This is a genomic window from Cyclobacterium sp. SOCE241 (assembly GCF_056867545.1).
Map to the genome: position 1 here is coordinate 3,979,362 of NZ_CP149779.1, position 18,842 is coordinate 3,998,203.

Sequence of the window (18,842 nt, forward strand, 5' to 3'; positions counted from 1 at the left end):
TAAAAAGGATTTCAAAATTTATTTAAAATATGGCAATTACAAAAGACACTTTTAAGCACGTAGATTATCTATGGGATGATGAAAAAGCAAAGGCTTTAGGGGACGATCAAGTAGCCCTTTTGCTTTACCGCTCAAACATTTTAGGTGCAGACCTTAGGATCACCAATTATGGAGGAGGGAATACTAGCTGCAAGACCATAGAAAAAGATCCCCTTACCAAAGAAGACACTGAAATAATGTGGATCAAGGGATCAGGTGGAGACATTGGAACCTTAAAAAGAAGCGGCCTTGCAGGTTTGTATATGGACAAGTTGCTAGCGCTTAAAAATGTCTACCGTGGATTGGAGTTTGAAGACGAAATGGTTGCGCTTTTTAACCATTGTATCTATGACCTAGACTCTAAAGCACCATCTATCGATACACCTTTACACGCTGTTTTACCATTCAAGCACATCGATCACCTTCACCCTGATGCAGCAATAGCCATTGCAGCAGCAAAAGATGGAGAAAAGATCACCAGCGAATTATTTGAAGGTCAAATTGCTTGGGTTCCTTGGCAAAGACCGGGTTTTGACCTTGCCCTTCAGTTAGACAAAGCGCTAAAAGCCAATCCAGGAATCAGGGGTATTATGCTTGGTGGACATGGACTTTTCACATGGGGAGATACTGCCTATGAATGCTACATCAACAGTCTTGAGGTAATTGACAAAGCTTCACAATATTTGGAAGATAACTATGGCAAAGATCGACCTGTTTTCGGTGGACAAAAAGTTGCTCCCCTTCCAGAAGATGAAAGAAGAGAACAAGCCTCTATCATTGCACCACACCTAAGAGGGCTAGCTTCTAGTTACAATAGAATGGTTGGTCATTTTTCCGACGATGAACGCGTTTTGGAATTTATTAACAGCAATGACCTGGAAAAATTAGCTCCTCTTGGAACAAGTTGTCCGGATCATTTCTTGCGAACTAAAATCAGACCGTTGGTATTGGAAATCGCTCCTGATACTGATTTGTCTGACATGACTGAGGTTAAAGCCTATCTTGAAAAAGAATTTGAAGACTACAGACAATACTACACCAAATATTATGAAGACCACAAACGTGACAATAGTCCAGGTATTAGGGATTCAAACCCTGTAGTAATTTTATGGCCGGGTGTAGGGATGTTCTCTTACGCTAAAAATAAGCAGACTGCAAGGGTAGCAAGTGAGTTTTATACCAATGCTATCAATGTAATGAAAGGTGCCGAAGCTGTTTCTTCTTATGTTTCATTGCCTTTACAAGAAGCATTTGACATCGAATATTGGTTATTGGAAGAAGCCAAACTGCAAAGAATGCCTAAGGAACAGCCGCTTTCAAGAAAAGTAGCTTTTGTAACCGGAGGAGCCGGAGGTATCGGAAAAGCAATTGCCGATAAACTGGCTCAAGAAGGTGCTTGTGTATTCATTACTGATATTAACAAAGACAATCTGGACACTGCCTTGGCAACTTATGGCAAAGACACAGGGTCCGGAGCATTAATGGATGTGACCAAAATGGAGGATATAGAAAAAGCCCTTAAAGCTGCTTGTCTGAAATTTGGTGGTGTGGACATTATCGTCAACTGTGCTGGCTTGGCCATCTCTAAACCAATTGCACAAACCACTGAAAAAGATTGGGATATTCTTCAATCTGTTCTGGTAAAAGGTCAATTTGCTGTTTCTAAAGCTGCTGTTTCCATTTTACGGGCACAGGATAAAGGTGGTGACATTGTAAATATTGCAAGTAAAAATGCTTTGGTTTCCGGACCTAACAATGTTGGTTATGGTACTGCCAAAGCTGCTCAAGTACACATGAGTAGATTGTTAGCTGCTGAACTGGGACCTGACAAGATCCGAGTGAACGTAGTCAATCCAGATGCGGTGATTGAAGGAAGTAAAATTTGGGAAGGCGAATGGGCCAAAGGCAGAGCCAAGGCTTATGGAATCACTGTTGAAGAACTTCCTGCATTCTATGCCAAGCGTACCATCATGAATGAAATTATCTCCGTAGACGATATTGCCAATGGAGTTTTTGCCTTTGTAGGAGGTCATTTAAGCAAGAGTACCGGAAATATTTTAAACGTTGACGGAGGGGTTGCTGCTGCCTTTGTCAGATAATTTATTATCATGAGAATTGATAAAAATCAAATCAATACTATCAATAACAGAGCTCTCCCGGATCACCGGGAGAGTTTTGAGTATCTAAGCAATAAATTAACCACCAAAGGGCTGGAACCTGAGCAACTCATTCAGAAGATTCAGGATTTTCAAATTGCCATTCCAAGCTGGGCACTCGGCACTGGAGGTACAAGGTTTGGCCGATTTCCGGGTGGAGGTGAACCTCGGTCTTTAGAGGAAAAAATCGATGATGTAGGACTTCTTCATGCATTAAATGCCGGATCAGGAGCTATTTCCCTACACATTCCTTGGGATATACCCGAAGATATTGGAGCAGTGAAAGCACATGCGGCTTCTCATAATTTACTATTCGACGCAGTCAATTCAAATACCTTCCAAGACCAAGAAGAGCAAGAACACTCTTACAAGTTTGGCTCATTGTGTCACACAGATAGTAAGGTAAGACAGCAAGCCATAGATCACAATCTAGAGGTAATCAAATACGGAGATCAACTGGGATCGAAAGCATTAACTGTCTGGTTGGCCGATGGATCATCATTTCCCGGGCAAATGAATTTCAGAAAAGCTTTACAGCGCACCCTGGATTCTTTGAAAGAAATTTACCAAGGGATGCCTGCGGACTGGAAAATGTTTGTAGAGTACAAACCTTACGAACCCTATTTTTACCATACCGTTATACAGGATTGGGGAACATCTCATTTATTGGCTTCCCAATTGGGCGACAGGGCCTTTACTTTGGTTGATTTGGGTCATCACCTGCCCAACACAAATATTGAACAAATTGTGGCCACCCTTATGATGCAGGGCAAACTGGGAGGATTTCATTTCAATGACTCCAAATTCGGAGATGATGACCTTACCGTTGGAGCCATGAAACCTTACCAATTGTTTTTGATATTTAACGAATTGGTAGAAGGCATGGAAGACAATGCTTCAAAGAATCCTGCTCCGGCATGGATGATCGATGCAAGCCACAACCTAAAAGACCCAATGGAGGACTTGCTCCAGTCAGTTGAAGCCATTCAACTGGCCTATGCCCAAGCCTTAACTGTGGACCGAAATGCCCTGGAAAATGCCCGCGAATCCAATGATGCTGTATTGGCACAAGAAATTTTGCAAAATGCTTTTCGCACAGATTTAAGGCCTTTGATAGCAGAAGCCCGACTTCAAGCAAATGCAGCCCTTTCACCCGTAGAAGTCTACAGGGAATTGTCTGTAAGAAAGCAATTGGTCAAAGAAAGGGGCGCCAAAACACTTGCCACCGGCCTTTAATTTAAATCAATCCATTCAAAATAATCCGATAATACAATGCCCATTCCGGTAACTGCCATTTTTGATATAGGAAAAACTAACAAGAAATTTTTCCTGTTTGATGAAAATCTTAATGAAATCAAGGAAGAATATGTTCAGTTTCCCACGATTAAGGATGACGACGGTTTTGAATGTGATGATTTAGAGAAAATTACACAGTGGGCCAAAGAAAATGTAGAGAAATTGTGCCAAGACCCTCAATATGAGATCAAGGCATTGAATTTCTCTACTTATGGAGCTACTTTTGTATCGATTGGAGAGGATGGCAAGCCAGTAACCCCGATATACAATTACCTCAAAGACTTCCCTGAAGATGTTCACAGGGAGTTTTACAGCAAATACCCTGAGGAAAGCATCAATCAGACCACTGCCTCCCCTACTTTAGGCATGCTTAATTCAGGTTTGCAACTATACTGGCTCAAAAGAAAGAAGCCTGAAGTATTTAATAAAATTAAATATTCTTTACACCTTCCTCAGTACATCTCTTATCTTTTTACCAGGGAGGTTGTAAGCGAACCCACCTCTATAGGCTGCCATACAAAATTATGGGATTTCCCTCAGGGAGATTATCATCAATGGGTTTATGATGAAGGAATAGCGGATAAACTCCCCCTCAGGTACCTACCACACACAGCTTTGAAAAAGAAATTTGCGGACAAAAGGTTAAAATTGGTGTTGGGATCCATGACTCTTCTTCTGCTCTGGCCTCTTATTTGATTAAAATCAAAGAGCCATTTCTACTGATTTCTACAGGCACTTGGAGCATTTCACTAAACCCATTTCCCAAAAGAGATCTGACTTTTTCTGAATTGCAGAATGACTGTTTAAATTTCTTATCCATCCATGGAAAGACAGTTAAAGCCAGTCGTTTTTTCCTTGGATATGAACTGGATCACCAGCTCAAGAAAATGAACAAAACTTTTAGTAAAGAACCAAAGTATTATAAGAATATTGTACCTGATGAAAAATTAGTTAACCAACTTTTAAATGGGGAGATCTCAGGAACCTTTTATCCTGATGCCATTGCGAGAACACCCCTGGTAGTTGAAATTTTCCCTGAAAATAATTGGGACATCTCCTCATTTTCAAATTATGAAGAAGCCTTTCACCATTTGATTTTTGGATTGGTAAGAATGCAAGTAGCCTCATTGATGCTCGCCAAAGGTGCTACAGCTATAAAAAAAGTGTATATTGATGGTGGTTTTGTTCATAACAAAGTATTTATCCGTTTTTTAAATGCGCTTTTAGAAGGTTATGAACTCGAATTTTCAGACTTCCCTTTAGGCTCAGCTTATGGGGCAGCATTAATGCTAAACGCTTTTAAATAATTAAAAATATACGCTCAATGAAGCAGTTTGTATTAGTTCTAAGTTTCATTTTTATTATGGGAGCCTTATCAGCCCAAAATCAATCCATTATAATGGACATTTATCAGGGAGAAATTCCATTTCAGAAAATCTCTCAAGTTAAAGAGGTGAGTGAAGTCGATGGTATCACTCGTATTAGCAATGTGCAAACTCCTCAAATCCAAGTGTTTTTGCCTGCCAAAAGTTCAGCTACCGGACAAGCAGTGATCATTTGTCCGGGTGGAGGATATGGTATTTTGGCCTATGATTGGGAAGGAACTGACATTGCCAAATGGCTGAACAGCCATGGTATTGCCGGTATTGTACTAAAATATCGCTTGCCTTCAGCTGTTACTCAGACAAGCCCTCACTTGGTACCTATGTCTGATGGGCAACAAGCCATCAGATTGGTTAGGCATCATGCTGAAGAATGGAATATTGATCCCGAGAAAATAGGTATTATGGGTTTTTCTGCCGGTGGCCACTTGGCCTCCACTTTAGGCACTCACTTTGATTCAGGAAATCCCGGGGCCGATGATCCAATACAGCATCAATCAAGTCGTCCAGATTTTATGATTCTTGGATATCCTGTTATTTCATTTAATAAAACCTTTACCCACATAGGTTCTCGGAACAATTTAATCGGTGAAAACCCCGAAGCCAAATGGGTCAATTATTTCAGCAATGAAGAACAAATAAGGGCCGACACACCACCAACCTTTATCTTCCATTCCCAAGATGATACCGGAGTTCCGGTTAAGCATAGCCTCATGTTTTATCAAGGGTTGGTAGAAAAAATATCCCTGCAGAAATGCATTTGTATCCTTTAGGTAAACATGGATATGCCCTGTCCATTAACAAAGAAGGCACCCAAAAGGACTGGCCTAAAAGTTGCATTAACTGGTTGCAGCATTTAGAATGAAAACTAACTTACAGCCACTGAAAATAAGTCCAAATGGCAGGTTTTTAACCTGCCAAGATGGAGTCCTTTTTCTGGCTGGGAGATACTGCTTGGGAATTGTTTCACAGGTTATCACTTAAAGAAACCAGATTTTATTTCCAAAACCGTATAAATAAAGGATTTACCATTATTCAAGCAGTTATTTTGGCGGAATTGGATGGCCTTACCACGCCCAATGCAGCGGGCCATTTACCTTTAAATGATTTAGATCCCTGCCAACCCAATGAGGCTTATTTCAAGCATGTGGATGAGGTAGTAGCCATGGCAGCTGAGATGGGGCTATACCTTGCCTTACTACCTACTTGGGGAGACAAATACAATAAAAAATGGGGAACCGGTCCTGAAGTATTTACCCCCGAGAACGCCAGAACTTATGGTGAATTTTTGGCCAAACGTTTTGCAAAATACCCACACTTGGTTTGGGTAATGGGAGGAGACAGGGCACCGGAAGACAAGGAAGACGAGCAAATCATTGAGCAAATGGCCTTAGGGATAAGCGCCTTTGATAAAACCAGCCTAATCACCTACCATCCGGGAGGTGGGACCATCGCAAGTGATCTTTTCCCCAATGCTTCATGGTTGCAAATCGATATGTTCCAATCTAGGCATCAAAAACAATTTCGAGAATATAGATTTGTAAACAAGGCCAGAAGCAGGAAGCCTATTCGTCCTGTAATCAATGGAGAACCAGGCTATGAAAACATCCCCAACTTATTAAACAAGTGGCATTTTCAGCGACTGAATGCCGTTGATGTCAGGCTATCTGCCTATTGGAGCATGCTGTCAGGTGCTGCCGGTTATACCTATGGGTGCAATGAAGTTTGGCAAATGCACACAGAAAAATCCAACCCGCTTTTTGGCGCACAAATGTCTTGGGACAAAGCATTAGACTTACCCGGAGCCACCCAAGTAGGATTTTTACCAAAGCTTTTTGTAAAACTACCCTGGCAAGAAATGCTAGTTTCAACAAAAGTCTTTGCAGGCTTAAAGTGGCCTTTACATCCTCAGAAATTAGCCTTAACAACAGTCGATCAAGGCTGCATTCTAATTTACCAACCTAGAGGAAGTAAAATAAAAACACGAATAAATAAGACCATTTTGAATAAGGCTGAAGCCTATTGGATCAACCCTCAAGATGGAAAAGTTGAAGCACTCAAAGGGCGGCTTTCAAACACTTTTCAGACACCGAATAGGTTACAAGATTGGTTATTATTGATCGTATCAGGTAGCTATCAAGAACAGTGGAAATTCCAAAAGCCTGACTCTTAAATAGTTGCTAAATTTTTGTGGATAAAATTGTGGATAAAGCAAAAAAATGCTGTTTTGCCTTCAATATTATTTAAAATTACTCATTCTCCCATTACTGTAAGCACCAGGTTTCTCTTTCCTCCATAATTGCGATACTCACCTAAGTAAATGCCTTGCCAAGTCCCAAGGTTCAATCTGCCATGGGTCACCGGAATCTGCACCGAACAACCAAAAATACTTGATTTAAGGTGTGCAGGCATGTCATCAGGGCCTTCCATGGTATGAATAAAATGGGGATAATCCTCCGGAATCAAGTAATTGGTAAAAGTTTCGAAATCTACTCTTACAGAAGGATCAGCATTTTCATTGACCGTTAAACCTGCAGAAGTATGTTTTATCCAAACTTGAAGTAGGCCTCGATCAATTTTTTTAATTCAGCAAAGTTATCCACAATATGTCTGGTAATGAGGTGAAAACCTCTTTTGTATGCGGGCAATTGAATTTCTTTTTGAAAAGTTTTCATTAATTTTTCTACTGATTAGTTTCCTACTCAAATATAAAAAATTTAAGAATTGCAGTTTATTAATTATATTTAAGATTAATCCTTTTAAAACTTAAATTTAAAAAAATGCAGAAGCTAAGCTTTTCAATTTTGATATTGTTATTCACCGTAGTGAGTTTTTCTGCGAACGCCCAACAGATGACAGAAATCCTTACCCTTAAAGATGCCCAAGCCATTGCAGACGCTGCAGAAGCCAAAGCCAAAGCAAACGATTGGAATGTGGTCATTGCTATTGTAGATGCCGGTGGGCACTTGGTAGTTCTGAGAAGAATGGATGGTACCCAAAGTGGGAGTATTAATGTGGCCCTAGAAAAAAGTGAGACCGCGGTAAAATTTAGACGATCCACGAAAGAATTTGAAGACATGGTCATGGAGGGTCGATTGAATATTCTTAGTCTACCGGGAGTACTGGCCATGGAAGGAGGGCTTCCTATTATTGCCGGAGATCAGGTTATTGGAGCCATTGGCGTAAGTGGAGCTGCCCCACCTGAAGATGGAATCATTGCCGGAGCCGGAGTTGCTGCTTTTAAATAATATTCTCTTTTCCGGATTGGGAATATTTCCTACGGACCTATACTAATGATGACAAAAGCAAAAAATCTACCTTCAAAACTTCCCTATGTAGGCACAACCATTTTTACGGTCATGTCTAAACTTGCGACAGATGAAGGCGCCTATAATTTATCCCAAGGCTTTCCAAGCTTTGATTGTTCTCCAAAACTAAGTGAATTGGTTTGTCACTATCTAAAAAATGGATACAACCAATATGCCCCCATGTCCGGTGCGCCGGTTTTCAGAGAGAGCATTGCTGAAAAAACCGCCGACGTCTATGGAATATCCTACGATCCTGAAACAGAAGTAACAGTTACCTCGGGCGCCACAGAAGCCATTTTCTGTGCCGTTACTGCGGTAGTATATCCAGGAGATGAAGTGATCGTATTGGAACCGGCCTATGACAGTTATGTACCGGCCATAGACCTCAATGGTGGCGTTCCGGTTTTTGTCACTTTAGATGCGCCCGATTTTAAAATTGATTGGGAAAAAGTAAAAGCCAAAATCAGTCCTAAAACCAAAGCCATTCTTATCAACACTCCACACAACCCTGTGGGAACGGTTTTCAGCAAAGAAGACCTTGATTGCCTGGCGGAAATTATCCGTGGAAAAGACATTTACATCATTAGCGATGAAGTATATGAACATATTGTCTTTGATGGTGAAGTTCATCATTCCATGATGACGCATCCGGAATTAAAGGAAAGGTCTTTTATTTGCAATTCCGTAGGTAAAACCTACCATGTTACCGGCTGGAAAATTGGCTATTGCTTGGCACCTGCCGCACTGACCAAGGAGTTTAGACGTATTCACCAATACATTACTTTCTGCACCGTGTCTCCCATGCAGTTTGCCCTTGCGGATTTCTTGAAATTGCCTGAACATTATGAAGCCTTATCTGATTTCTATCAGCGCAAAAGAGATCGTTTCAATGAAGCCCTAAAAGCCTCTAGGTTTACCTTTAAACCTTCAAAAGGTAGTTTCTTTCAAATCGTCTCCTACGAAAAAATCACGGACGAATACGATTATGATTTAGCAATAAGGCTTACGAAGGAGATCAAGGTCGCATCAGTTCCTGTATCCGTTTTTTATAAGGATAAAAAAGATGATAAATTATTACGGTTTTGTTTTGCAAAGGATGATGACATCCTGGACAAAGCTGCTGAATTGTTATGTAAATTATAAATTGTTACCAAGGAATGCTTGAATTAGGATTTGTAAGTGCCATCTTGGCTGAAAAAAGTTTTGAAGAAGTCATTGACTTTGCTGCCAATGAAAAATTTTCATGTGTAGAAATCATGTGTTGGCCAAAAGGCAAGGCGGAAAGGCGCTATGCCGGCGTTACACATATTGATGTGGCCAACCTTGATGATAAAACAGTAGCACATATTAAAGACTACCAAAATAAAAAAAGGTTTATGTATCAGGCCTTGGCTTTTATCCCAATCCAATGGATCCGGATGAAAAAGTTGCAGATAATGCACTTTCGCATATCATGTCGGTGATTGACGGGGCCGAGAAATTGGGAATACCTGTAGTCAATACCTTTATAGGAAGAAATCCTGCATTAAATATTGCAGATAATTTAAGTCTTTTTGAAGAGCGATTCCCTAAAATAATCAAACATGCATCAACAAAAGGAATAAAAATAGGTATTGAGAATTGCCCTATGTTTTTCACGGATGATGAATGGCCCGGAGGGAAAAACTTAGCCATTTCTCCTGCCATCTGGGACAAAATGTTTCATATAATTCCTGACGCCAATTTTGGATTAAATTATGACCCTTCTCATTTGGTTTGGATGCAAATGGACCCGGTACAGCCCATTTATGATTACAAAGACAGGCTCCATCACATCCACCTTAAAGATGTTAAGGTCTACCAAGAAAAGTTAAACAGAGTGGGCATCCTTGCCAATCCATTGGAATATCATTCACCCAAGATACCCGGGCTGGGAGATGTGCCCTGGGGGCGGTTTTTTGCAGCCCTTACTGATGTTGGGTACAGAGGCCCTTGTTGCATAGAAGTGGAAGACAAAGCCTACGAAAAATCAGAAGCCGATGTAAATATGGCCATATTAACTGCTAGAAATTACCTAAGACAGTACATTCCATTTAGAGAAGCATAGCTCTCGAAGCCCTCGCAGTTTTTAAAAGGCTGCGAGGGCTTCCATATATAACTTACCATTCATTATTTTTAGATGTTCACTATGATTTTTATGGGTCCAGCCTGGAGGGCCCTTGGTAAAATCAATGAACCTAACAGAATTTTACTTTCCCTATAATCTGGTAGTCGGCTTAGATCGTCAAAATCTTTGGATTGGCTTTTTCGATGGTCTCATCTTTCCATTCTTTTTCATCCTCTTCCAAAGCCTCTTTTTTATCATCCTGATCGTTTTCAGGCTTTAATTTAAGTTTGATATAAATAGGAAAATGATCAGAGGATATGGAAGGTAACCGTTTAATCTCTCTCAACAGAAAATCCTCAGTATGAAAAATATGATCCAAAGGCCACCTGAAAGGAAAGTATTTGGCATTATAGGTATTGAAAAAGCCTCTTCCTTTTCTAGGATCCAAAAGTCCACTGATTTTCTGAAACAAGCGAGTGGTCCTCGACCACGCCACATCATTGAGGTCACCAAATACCAATGTTGGCAATCCCGGATCCTTTACATTTTCCCCTACAATTAGAAGTTCTGCATCACGTGATAGGGAAGTATCACTTTCTGTAGGACTTGGCGGCTCCGGGTGAATGCAATGGATTTGTATGGCCTTGCCTGATGGTAAAATTACACTAGAGTGAATGGAGGGGATGTCATCTTCTACGAGATAGTGCACCTTGGTGTTTTCCAGTTCAAGATTAGAGTATAGATGCATGCCATACAGATTATCCAAAGGGATCTTAACTTGATATTTATAATCCTTTTCTAAAACTGTCAATTGATCTTCCCACCATTTATCCGACTCAAGAGTCAATACCAGGTTGGGTTTCTTTTTTCACCAGGTTGATCAACTTTTCTACATGCCTATTGGGGGTCAACACATTGCTTACCAAGATTCCAATTTCATTTTCTGGAGAAGCCTTTTTATCCTTTTTTACTTCTTTTTTGGCCAACAGAGTATAAGGAAAAATTTTCCTTGCCTGATAAAACCACGAAAATAACACTAACAAGAATCCTGTAATATTTAATGCCTTAAAGGATAGAAAAGGAAGTACATACAGTGTGATGGCCAAAGTAGCCATTATCAATAATTGTATTCTGGGAAAGTCAAAAACACGTATCCACCAATTGCTTAGCTTAAGCTTTGAAGCAATGACAGCAAAAATACAGATGATACTTAATATAATTTTTAAAATATTTAAAACCAGATCCATTTAGAAAGGAGGTTAGTTGCTATACCCAAGCAGTATTTTAGTTTTAGGAAATATCTACAATATATACGAAAGCGGGAAAATTATTAATAATTTTAAGCATCTATTTAACAAACAATTTCACCTCATGTCTTTCTTAAAATCGTTTTTTCGCCGAGAATTTGAAGCCAAAGGCTTGGACATGACCAATGAACCTTTTATTCAGGCACTTGAAATAGCCTTATACACCAACAAATCCCTCTTTTTGACAGGAAAAGCAGGCACCGGTAAAACCACCTTTCTACATACCCTACGGAAGTTCAACACGACCAAAAGTATGGTGGTAGTGGCCCCTACAGGAGTCGCTGCCATCAATGCAAAAGGGAAAACCATCCATAGCTTTTTTAAAATTGACCCTCGACAGATATTTCTCCCGGGTGATCATAGGCTATCTCCCAAAGGTTCCAAGCAAAATATTTTCGACACATTCAAATATACCAAGAGTCGTTTGTCTGTAATTCGCAGCTTGGATATCCTCGTTATTGATGAAATCTCAATGGTTCGTGTGGAGATACTGGACATCTTAGATCAAATTCTACGCGTCTTTAGAAAAAACAGCATTTGCCTTTTGGAGGTGTGCAGCTTATTTTAATAGGTGACCCCTTTCAGTTGCCTCCTGTGGTAAAAGACAAAGATTGGTCCCTTTTGTCCGGCAAATATGAAAACCGATTTTTCTTTAGTTCCTTTGGTTTTAGAGAACTGATGCCTTTTCACATTGAGCTTCAAAAAATATACCGGCAAAAAGATACCACTTTTAAAAACCTATTAAACAGAATAAGAGAAAGCCGACACACCTTTGAAGACCTCAATTTCCTAAATCAGCGGGCCAATGATTATCATTTTGACCTTTTGGATCAAGGCTATATAATATTGGGAACCCATAACCATAATATCCTTCAGATCAACAAAAGGAAACTTGAGCTTATAGAAAGCGAAGACCGCGTTTACAAAGCCAGTATTGAGGATGACTTCCCTCTGGCCCCATTTGAACCATTAGACATCAGGCTAAAAGTGGGTGCTCAGGTAATTTTTATGCGCAACAATGCAGAAAAAATTATTACAACGGGATGATTGGTAAAGTAGTGGAAATGCATGATAACAAGATACTTGTTGAAGCCAACAATGGTACCTTCTATGAAGTGGAAAGAGAAGTTTGGGAAAATGTAGATTACCAATACAATGAAGTGGAACGGAAAGTTGATGCCAAAGTTATTGGAAGGTTTACTCAGTTTCCGTTAAAACTTGCTTGGGCTATAACAGTGCATAAAAGCCAAGGGCTTACCTTTGAAAAATGCATAGTAGATATTGATCGCTCGTTTGAAGCGGGTCAGGTATACGTTGCGCTTAGCCGCTGTACAGATTTGGAGGGCTTGATTCTCAAAAAGCCTATCGGGATGCAAAGTGTCTTGGTAAGTTCAGATAGCTTGAATTTCAGCCTCCAACGTCAGGAAGAAGAACAAATTGAAGAGGACCTAAGGGTTCAAAGAGCTTTTGCCTCACTGCCATATGCTTTAGATGCCTATCGAAAAGGGGATTTTAACAAAGCTAAGGCCATTTTTGATGAAGTTCAAAGCATTCATGATGTTACTAGCTATGCAAAATTCAATCAATTCTTACAGCTAAAGCCCTGGTTAGACCATAAAAATAAACACAGATAAATGAATTTTAAATAACTTTTTTAGCTTTTTGTCAAATTATTTTCTCTATTTTTCTTGCCTTTTAATTTCAAATGCATAAATTTGTATTTTAACAGCATTTAAATTCTTATCAACATTAAATATTTTTAGGAATGGAGGGGATTTTGAGAGGAGCCAATCAGGACAAAAACTATTTTAACAGCGTAGTTTTATCCATTATATTGTTTTTAGTCATTTCAGGTCAAAGTTATGGTCAATTGGCATGTACAAATACTGAACCTGAGACACTTACGAAGCCTTGGCAAAATGGCTGGCAAAATGGTTATCCAACCAATGTATGGAATGCTTATGTTTACCAATTGGTCACAGACTACAACCCAAATGGACAAGATGCGGGTCATAACGAACCAAAAGAATTCAAAAAACTTATTCGGGTGTAGGTGGACAGTATAAGGGTATGTTATTAAGGGATGACAACAACTTTCTTCCTAGCTCGGGAATGAATTTCGATACTTATTTCAGTGATCCCAACCCCGGTAATGGCTATTCCTCAGATGCATTGTTTTTCCAAACAGGAATTGACCCTTCCACTCCCGGTGGATGTGACACTCAATTACACCTATTTGGTGTGCATATGCGTGGGAGGTATATACCTGATGCCAATGGCATCTACCGCATTAGCATAGGGAGTGATGATGGTTCCTATTTAAAAATTTTTTCTGATAAGGGAAACCCTGATGCAAGTATAGCCCAAGATGTTAATGGCAATGATTTGATTCATGACAACTGGGCAAAAGATGAGGCGGATACTTTGAAATTTGACGGGGTTGATAACTTCATTTATGAAGACAATATCAGAAACTATTATATTGAGATGGAAGACGCTCAGGAATGGTTTATGCAATTAAATTATTATGAAGAAGAAGGTGCCAATAGATTTTCCTTTAATATTGAATTGTATTTTGGCCCGGGTGAAATAAAAATGGGTGCTGATGCCTCAGGTTCTGTTACTTTTTGTGGAATAAACCCGGACCCAACCATTATCAGCTCATTAGGTCCTGCGGTATTTGAAGATGGGGAAGTATCAGAATATTTTTGGCAGTATGCCACTACCAATGATGAATCAACTGTTTGGACCACTATCCCCGGTGCTACCGGAAAAGATTATGATATCCCGGCTTACGAAGATGACAGCTGGACCGGGGCAAGGTATTACAGAAGAGGGGCTACCAATACCATTGTGGATGATGAAGGGGTAAGTACAGATGTAGATGTATTTTCCAATGTGCTGGAAGTAATCATGAATCCAATTCCAGATTTAGACCGTACGGAATTTGGTGATAATGAGTGGATCGGTCATACTTATGACGCTCCTAGAAATTTCGCCACTTCAAACTATTCCGGAAGGGTTTTTGAAGATGCTGTATTCAATCAAAGCTTTCCTAGCGGAGTAGGTTGTACCAATCAAACTTCCAACTTTACTGTTCAATACAGAATGCGTTTGGATGTCGCTCCCGGTACCTACGACTTTTCTGTCAATGGTGATGATGGTTACAGGCTAATAATAGATGGCACAACCGTGATTGACGAATGGGCTAAAGTAGGAGGTAAAAAAGGTACAGCCGACACCTATCAATTGGAAGTTTTAGAAGTAGGGGTTATCGAATTGATCCTTGATTACTATGAAATAGGTGGTGATCAATCCATTACCTTCGACTATGTAGAAACCTTATTAGTTCTGCCACTTGAGTGGGGAGATTTTCTTGGACAATCCTGTGGTGAGAATAATTGCCTAAACTGGAGCACCCTACAAGAAAAAAACACAAGTCATTTCATTATGGAAAAATCCCATAATGGTTTTTCTTGGGAAGTATTTGGAGAAACTCTTGAAGCGCAAGGCAATAGTAACCAAGAGGTCTTTTATGATTATGCTGATCATTCAGTTGCAAACGATGTTACTTTTTATAGAATCAAGCAGGTGGATTTAGATGATACTTTCAGTTATTCAGACGTGATCAGGGTAGAAAATAATTCAAATAGAAATAAGCTTATGCCTTTCCCTAACCCTACTACTGATCTACTATTCGTAGATTCTCAAGAGGGTATATTAAGTGTGGAGCTAACCAGCCAAGATCAGAGAGTAAGAGCGCAACCACTCCTTGAAAAAATTAGTGACAACAGGTACCAAATTGATATGCGACAATTCCCAAGCAACCATTATTTGGTAACCATCCATACAGAGAAGTCAAGAAAAACTTACAAAATCATGAAACGATAAGTTTAAATATAAATTACAATTTTAAAAGCTTACCAGTACCAAAGCACCATTTCTTTTTAGCCGACATTCTTTCAAAGGATGTCGGCTTTTAATTTTTAATAACATTTTATCATTTGTAGGGTTGGGTTGGTATCTTTGCACATTATGGGTACAACTACTGTCAATACAAATACTTCACTCGAGAACCTGGATCCTAAATCCTTTATTATTATAAAGAATGCCCGGGTCAATAACCTCAAAAACCTAAGCATAGCCATTCCCAGAAATAAACTGATTATTATAACCGGTTTATCAGGCTCTGGAAAGTCTTCTTTAGCATTTGATACGCTTTTTGCTGAAGGACAAAGAATGTATGTGGAGAGCCTGAGCTCTTATGCCAGACAGTTTTTGGGCAGAATGGAAAAACCCGAAGTGGAATACATCAAAGGAGTATCCCCTGCCATCGCCATCCAACAAGGTGTAAATACAAAAAACCCAAGATCTACAGTAGGTACAACCACCGAAATCTACGATTACCTCAAGCTATTATTTAGTAGAATAGGGCGAACCATTTCTCCCATAAGTGGTGAAGAAGTAAAACATCATACCGTAACTGATGTAGTCTCCTATATCCATGGTTTTGATGAAGGGGCCAAGGTAATGATCAGCTGTCCGCTACATTTTAGTCCGGAAAGAGCTAAAGAGAAAGAGCTGGAGATTTTGTTACAAAAAGGTTTTACAAGGGTTCTTATTGATGGTCAAGTATCATTTGTAGAAGACTTACTTGAATTGGATAAATTACCTGAAGGAAACTTTGAGATTCTTGTCGACAGGGTATCAGTGATGAAGGAAGATGAAGGTAACCAATTTAGAATTGCAGACAGTGTACAAACAGCCTTTTTTGAGGGATTGGGAGAATGTAAGGTTGTTATTCCTGATACTGCCTCTAGGTCCTTTAGTGATAAATTTGAGCTGGATGGTATTCAATTTGAATTACCATCCGTTAATTTTTTCAGTTTCAATAACCCATATGGTGCCTGCAGAACTTGTGAAGGATTTGGATCAGTTTTGGGGATTGATCCAGATTTAGTCATTCCAGACAAGTCCATTTCAATTTTTGAAGGGGCCATAGCCCCTTGGCGTGGGGAGACTACAAAAAAATGGTTACAGCCTTTATTGAAGGATGGGATAAAGTTTGATTTTCCCATCCACAGACCATATGAAGATCTTGACGAAAAGGACAAGGCTGTATTATGGACTGGAAATAAATATTTCAAAGGCTTAAATGATTTTTTCGCTTTTCTGGAAAGCAAACTTCATAAAATCCAATACCGAGTAATGCTTTCTAGATTTAGGGGAAGAACAGTTTGTCCGGACTGTAAAGGGACACGAATAAGAAAAGATGCTTCTTTTGTAAAGATTGCAGGAAAATCCATCACCGATATGGTTTTACTTCCAATCGATAAAGCCCTACCTTTCTTTGAAACTTTAGAACTTACAGAAACAGAAAGAAATGTATCTCAAAGATTGCTCAAAGAAATCGTCAATGAACTCGAATACCTAGACCAAGTTGGACTAGGTTACTTGACCCTTAATCGTCTAACTTCTTCTCTTTCAGGAGGTGAGTTTCAACGGATCAAATTGGCAACTTCTTTGGGCAGTGCTTTAGTGGGATCCATGTATATTCTAGACGAACCGAGTATTGGGTTACACCCCAGAGATACGGAGCGTTTGATCACAGTTTTAAAAGCCCTAAGAGATTTAGGCAATACGGTGATTGTGGTGGAGCATGAAGAGAAAATTATCCTTACGGCTGACCAAGTCATTGACATAGGCCCGGATGCAGGTGTTCACGGAGGTGAATTGGTTTTTCAAGGAAACCTAAAAGAGTTGATGGAGGCCGGCAATACGCATACTGCGCGGTACCTTAGTGGAGAAGAGTCCATTAATGTAAAGTTGCAAAACAGAAAATGGAAGGAATACATTTTAATTCAAGGAGCTAAGGAAAATAACCTTAAAAATATCACTGTAAAAATACCTTTAGAAGTATTAACAGTAGTGACAGGTGTAAGTGGCTCAGGCAAATCTACCCTTGTAAAAAAGTATTGTATCCTGCCTTAGGAAAAATACTGGGTAGTGTAAATGAAGAGTCGGGTAAATTTGATAAAATTGACGGGGATTATAGAAACGTGAATCGAATTGAATTTGTAGACCAAAATCCTATTGGTAAGTCTTCCAGGTCAAATCCTGTAACCTACGTCAAGGCCTATGATGGAATTAGAGCATTGTATGCAGACCTCCCCATATCAAAGCAAAGAGGTTATAAACCTGCATTCTTTAGTTTTAATGTTGATGGTGGCAGGTGTGAAGCCTGTCAGGGGGAGGAACTCAGAAGATCGAGATGCAATTTATGGCCGACATTTACCTCACCTGCGAATCTTGTAAAGGAAAGCGCTTTAAAAATGAAATCCTGGATGCCAAATACAAAGGAAAAGATATTTCCGAAGTCCTAGATTTAACAATTGATGAAGCCATGGAATTTTTGAAGAGAAACAGGGCATCATTCAAAAATTAAGGCCGCTACAAGAGGTAGGCTTGGGCTATATTGGTCTTGGCCAATCCAGCAATACATTGAGTGGCGGAGAAGCACAACGAGCGGGTTAAACTCGCATCCTTCTTAGGAAAAAATGACACCAAAAATAAAGAGAAAATACTATTTATTTTTGATGAACCTACAACAGGACTTCACTTTCATGACATCAAAAAATTGCTATTTTCAATTAATTCCCTGATTGACCAAGGTCATACGGTACTAATCATTGAACACAACACAGAGGTTATTATGGCTGCAGATTGGGTGATCGATTTAGGGCCTGAAGGAGGGGAAAAAGGTGGCAATGTTATTTTCGAAGGGGTACCGGAAGATTTAATGAAGGAAGAAAATAATTATACCGGAAAATACCTCGTAGAGCTCAATAAGGCATAATAATATAAATATACATAGGAATAAAATTATTTTTCTACACAAAAAGTGATTTAAATGAATTTTATATATAGTTTTGTGCTATATATAAAATTTAGCCTTCTTTTGAATACAGTCTAGAAGGAGCCTAAATCAAATATTTTGTTTCTACCTAATTATTTATATTGCCATGTTATTCAATTCAATTGAATTCCTAATTTTTTTACCACTAGTATTTTTCATTTATTGGTTTCTATTCCCTAAGAATTTAAAGCTTCAAAACCTATGGATTTTGATAGCCAGTTATGTCTTCTATGGCTGGTGGGATTACCGTTTTTTATCGCTGATTTTTTTCAGTTCGTTAGTAGATTTTTTGATAGGGATACAGCTAAACAAACGTCAAAAAATTAACCAAAGAAAGTTTCTACTGTTTATA

13 protein-coding genes and 4 pseudogenes are annotated in these 18,842 nt (G+C 39.3%); 14 read left to right on the plus strand and 3 right to left on the minus strand.

Features of this window, described 5'->3' with window-relative positions:
- Nucleotides 1-29 precede the first annotated feature (29 nt).
- From WG932_RS19930 to WG932_RS19955, 6 genes are all read left to right on the plus strand, one after another.
- A complete protein-coding gene (locus WG932_RS19930) occupies nucleotides 30-2,138 on the plus strand; it encodes a bifunctional aldolase/short-chain dehydrogenase (protein WP_483085157.1) in 2,109 nt (702 codons plus the stop codon).
- 9 nt (nucleotides 2,139-2,147) lie between these two features.
- Nucleotides 2,148-3,431, plus strand: coding sequence for a sugar isomerase (locus WG932_RS19935; protein WP_149393109.1), 1,284 nt, complete (start codon nucleotides 2,148-2,150; stop codon nucleotides 3,429-3,431).
- A 36-nt stretch (nucleotides 3,432-3,467) separates the two neighbouring features.
- Entirely contained in the window at nucleotides 3,468-4,187 is a 720-nt protein-coding gene (locus tag WG932_RS19940; protein WP_483085158.1) for an FGGY family carbohydrate kinase, read from the plus strand.
- Nucleotides 4,184-4,798, plus strand: a complete 615-nt coding sequence (locus WG932_RS19945) for a hypothetical protein (RefSeq protein WP_483085159.1) — start codon at nucleotides 4,184-4,186, stop codon at nucleotides 4,796-4,798. Before WG932_RS19940 ends, WG932_RS19945 begins: the two co-directional genes overlap by 4 nt.
- Before the next feature lie 17 nt (nucleotides 4,799-4,815).
- On the plus strand, nucleotides 4,816-5,646 hold the full coding sequence (locus WG932_RS19950; RefSeq protein ID WP_483085160.1) for an alpha/beta hydrolase: 831 nt from the start codon (nucleotides 4,816-4,818) through the stop codon (nucleotides 5,644-5,646).
- Nucleotides 5,647-5,795: 149 nt separating this feature from the next.
- Nucleotides 5,796-7,046, plus strand: coding sequence for a glycoside hydrolase family 140 protein (locus WG932_RS19955; protein ID WP_483085161.1), 1,251 nt, complete (start codon nucleotides 5,796-5,798; stop codon nucleotides 7,044-7,046).
- An 80-nt stretch (nucleotides 7,047-7,126) separates the two neighbouring features.
- On the opposite strand, the pseudogene WG932_RS19960 reads toward WG932_RS19955, so the two are convergent.
- Nucleotides 7,127-7,548: pseudogene (locus WG932_RS19960) on the minus strand (secondary thiamine-phosphate synthase enzyme YjbQ).
- 105 nt (nucleotides 7,549-7,653) lie between these two features.
- Between WG932_RS19960 and WG932_RS19965 the strand changes: the two are divergent.
- The 3 genes and pseudogenes from WG932_RS19965 to WG932_RS19975 all read left to right on the plus strand — a co-directional run bounded on the left by WG932_RS19965 (nucleotide 7,654) and on the right by WG932_RS19975 (nucleotide 10,267).
- Nucleotides 7,654-8,121: a GlcG/HbpS family heme-binding protein gene (locus tag WG932_RS19965; protein WP_483085162.1), complete on the plus strand. Its 468-nt coding sequence runs from the start codon at nucleotides 7,654-7,656 to the stop codon at nucleotides 8,119-8,121.
- 45 nt (nucleotides 8,122-8,166) lie between these two features.
- Entirely contained in the window at nucleotides 8,167-9,324 is a 1,158-nt protein-coding gene (locus WG932_RS19970; RefSeq protein WP_483085163.1) for a methionine aminotransferase, read from the plus strand.
- A gap of 14 nt (nucleotides 9,325-9,338) precedes the next feature.
- Nucleotides 9,339-10,267, plus strand: a pseudogene (locus WG932_RS19975) (sugar phosphate isomerase/epimerase family protein).
- Between the two features lie 169 nt (nucleotides 10,268-10,436).
- On the opposite strand, the gene WG932_RS19980 reads toward WG932_RS19975, so the two are convergent.
- Both WG932_RS19980 and WG932_RS19985 read right to left on the minus strand, forming a co-directional pair.
- Nucleotides 10,437-11,114: an endonuclease/exonuclease/phosphatase family protein gene (locus WG932_RS19980; RefSeq protein WP_483085164.1), complete on the minus strand. Its 678-nt coding sequence runs from the start codon at nucleotides 11,112-11,114 to the stop codon at nucleotides 10,437-10,439.
- Complete coding sequence (locus WG932_RS19985; protein ID WP_483085165.1) at nucleotides 11,104-11,514, minus strand: hypothetical protein; 411 nt, start codon at nucleotides 11,512-11,514, stop codon at nucleotides 11,104-11,106. The genes WG932_RS19980 and WG932_RS19985 overlap by 11 nt, the downstream gene beginning before the upstream one ends.
- Nucleotides 11,515-11,692: 178 nt before the next feature.
- Here WG932_RS19985 and WG932_RS19990 point away from each other — a divergent pair.
- From WG932_RS19990 to uvrA, 5 genes and pseudogenes are all read left to right on the plus strand, one after another.
- Nucleotides 11,693-12,621 (plus strand): annotated as a pseudogene (locus tag WG932_RS19990) (ATP-dependent DNA helicase).
- The gene (locus WG932_RS19995; protein WP_483085166.1) at nucleotides 12,618-13,208 is read left to right on the plus strand and encodes a hypothetical protein; all 591 of its coding nucleotides are present in this window, start codon (nucleotides 12,618-12,620) and stop codon (nucleotides 13,206-13,208) included. The pseudogene WG932_RS19990 and the gene WG932_RS19995 overlap by 4 nt, the downstream one beginning before the upstream one ends.
- A 131-nt stretch (nucleotides 13,209-13,339) precedes the next feature.
- Nucleotides 13,340-13,627 carry a hypothetical protein gene (locus WG932_RS20000; RefSeq protein WP_483085167.1) on the plus strand — a complete coding sequence of 96 codons (288 nt, stop codon included), beginning with the start codon at nucleotides 13,340-13,342 and terminating at the stop codon, nucleotides 13,625-13,627.
- Nucleotides 13,628-13,644: 17 nt separating this feature from the next.
- Nucleotides 13,645-15,465 carry a PA14 domain-containing protein gene (locus WG932_RS20005; RefSeq protein ID WP_483085168.1) on the plus strand — a complete coding sequence of 607 codons (1,821 nt, stop codon included), beginning with the start codon at nucleotides 13,645-13,647 and terminating at the stop codon, nucleotides 15,463-15,465.
- A gap of 144 nt (nucleotides 15,466-15,609) precedes the next feature.
- Nucleotides 15,610-18,430 (plus strand): annotated as a pseudogene (gene uvrA / locus WG932_RS20010) (excinuclease ABC subunit UvrA).
- Nucleotides 18,431-18,842: the final 412 nt, after the last annotated feature.

Excerpts from the sequence above, each read along its gene's own strand:
- WG932_RS19930 (WP_483085157.1), top strand. The coding sequence starts at position 30 with ATGGCAATTACAAAAGACACTTTTAAGCACGTAGATTATCTATGGGAT.
- WG932_RS19935 (WP_149393109.1), top strand. The coding sequence starts at position 2,148 with ATGAGAATTGATAAAAATCAAATCAATACTATCAATAACAGAGCTCTC.
- WG932_RS19940 (WP_483085158.1), top strand. The coding sequence starts at position 3,468 with ATGCCCATTCCGGTAACTGCCATTTTTGATATAGGAAAAACTAACAAG.
- WG932_RS19950 (WP_483085160.1), top strand. The coding sequence starts at position 4,816 with ATGAAGCAGTTTGTATTAGTTCTAAGTTTCATTTTTATTATGGGAGCC.
- WG932_RS19955 (WP_483085161.1), top strand. The coding sequence starts at position 5,796 with ATGGAGTCCTTTTTCTGGCTGGGAGATACTGCTTGGGAATTGTTTCAC.
- WG932_RS19965 (WP_483085162.1), top strand. The coding sequence starts at position 7,654 with ATGCAGAAGCTAAGCTTTTCAATTTTGATATTGTTATTCACCGTAGTG.
- WG932_RS19970 (WP_483085163.1), top strand. The coding sequence starts at position 8,167 with ATGATGACAAAAGCAAAAAATCTACCTTCAAAACTTCCCTATGTAGGC.
- WG932_RS19985 (WP_483085165.1), bottom strand. The coding sequence starts at position 11,514 with ATGGATCTGGTTTTAAATATTTTAAAAATTATATTAAGTATCATCTGT.
- WG932_RS19995 (WP_483085166.1), top strand. The coding sequence starts at position 12,618 with ATGATTGGTAAAGTAGTGGAAATGCATGATAACAAGATACTTGTTGAA.
- WG932_RS20000 (WP_483085167.1), top strand. The coding sequence starts at position 13,340 with ATGGAGGGGATTTTGAGAGGAGCCAATCAGGACAAAAACTATTTTAAC.
- WG932_RS20005 (WP_483085168.1), top strand. The coding sequence starts at position 13,645 with ATGTTATTAAGGGATGACAACAACTTTCTTCCTAGCTCGGGAATGAAT.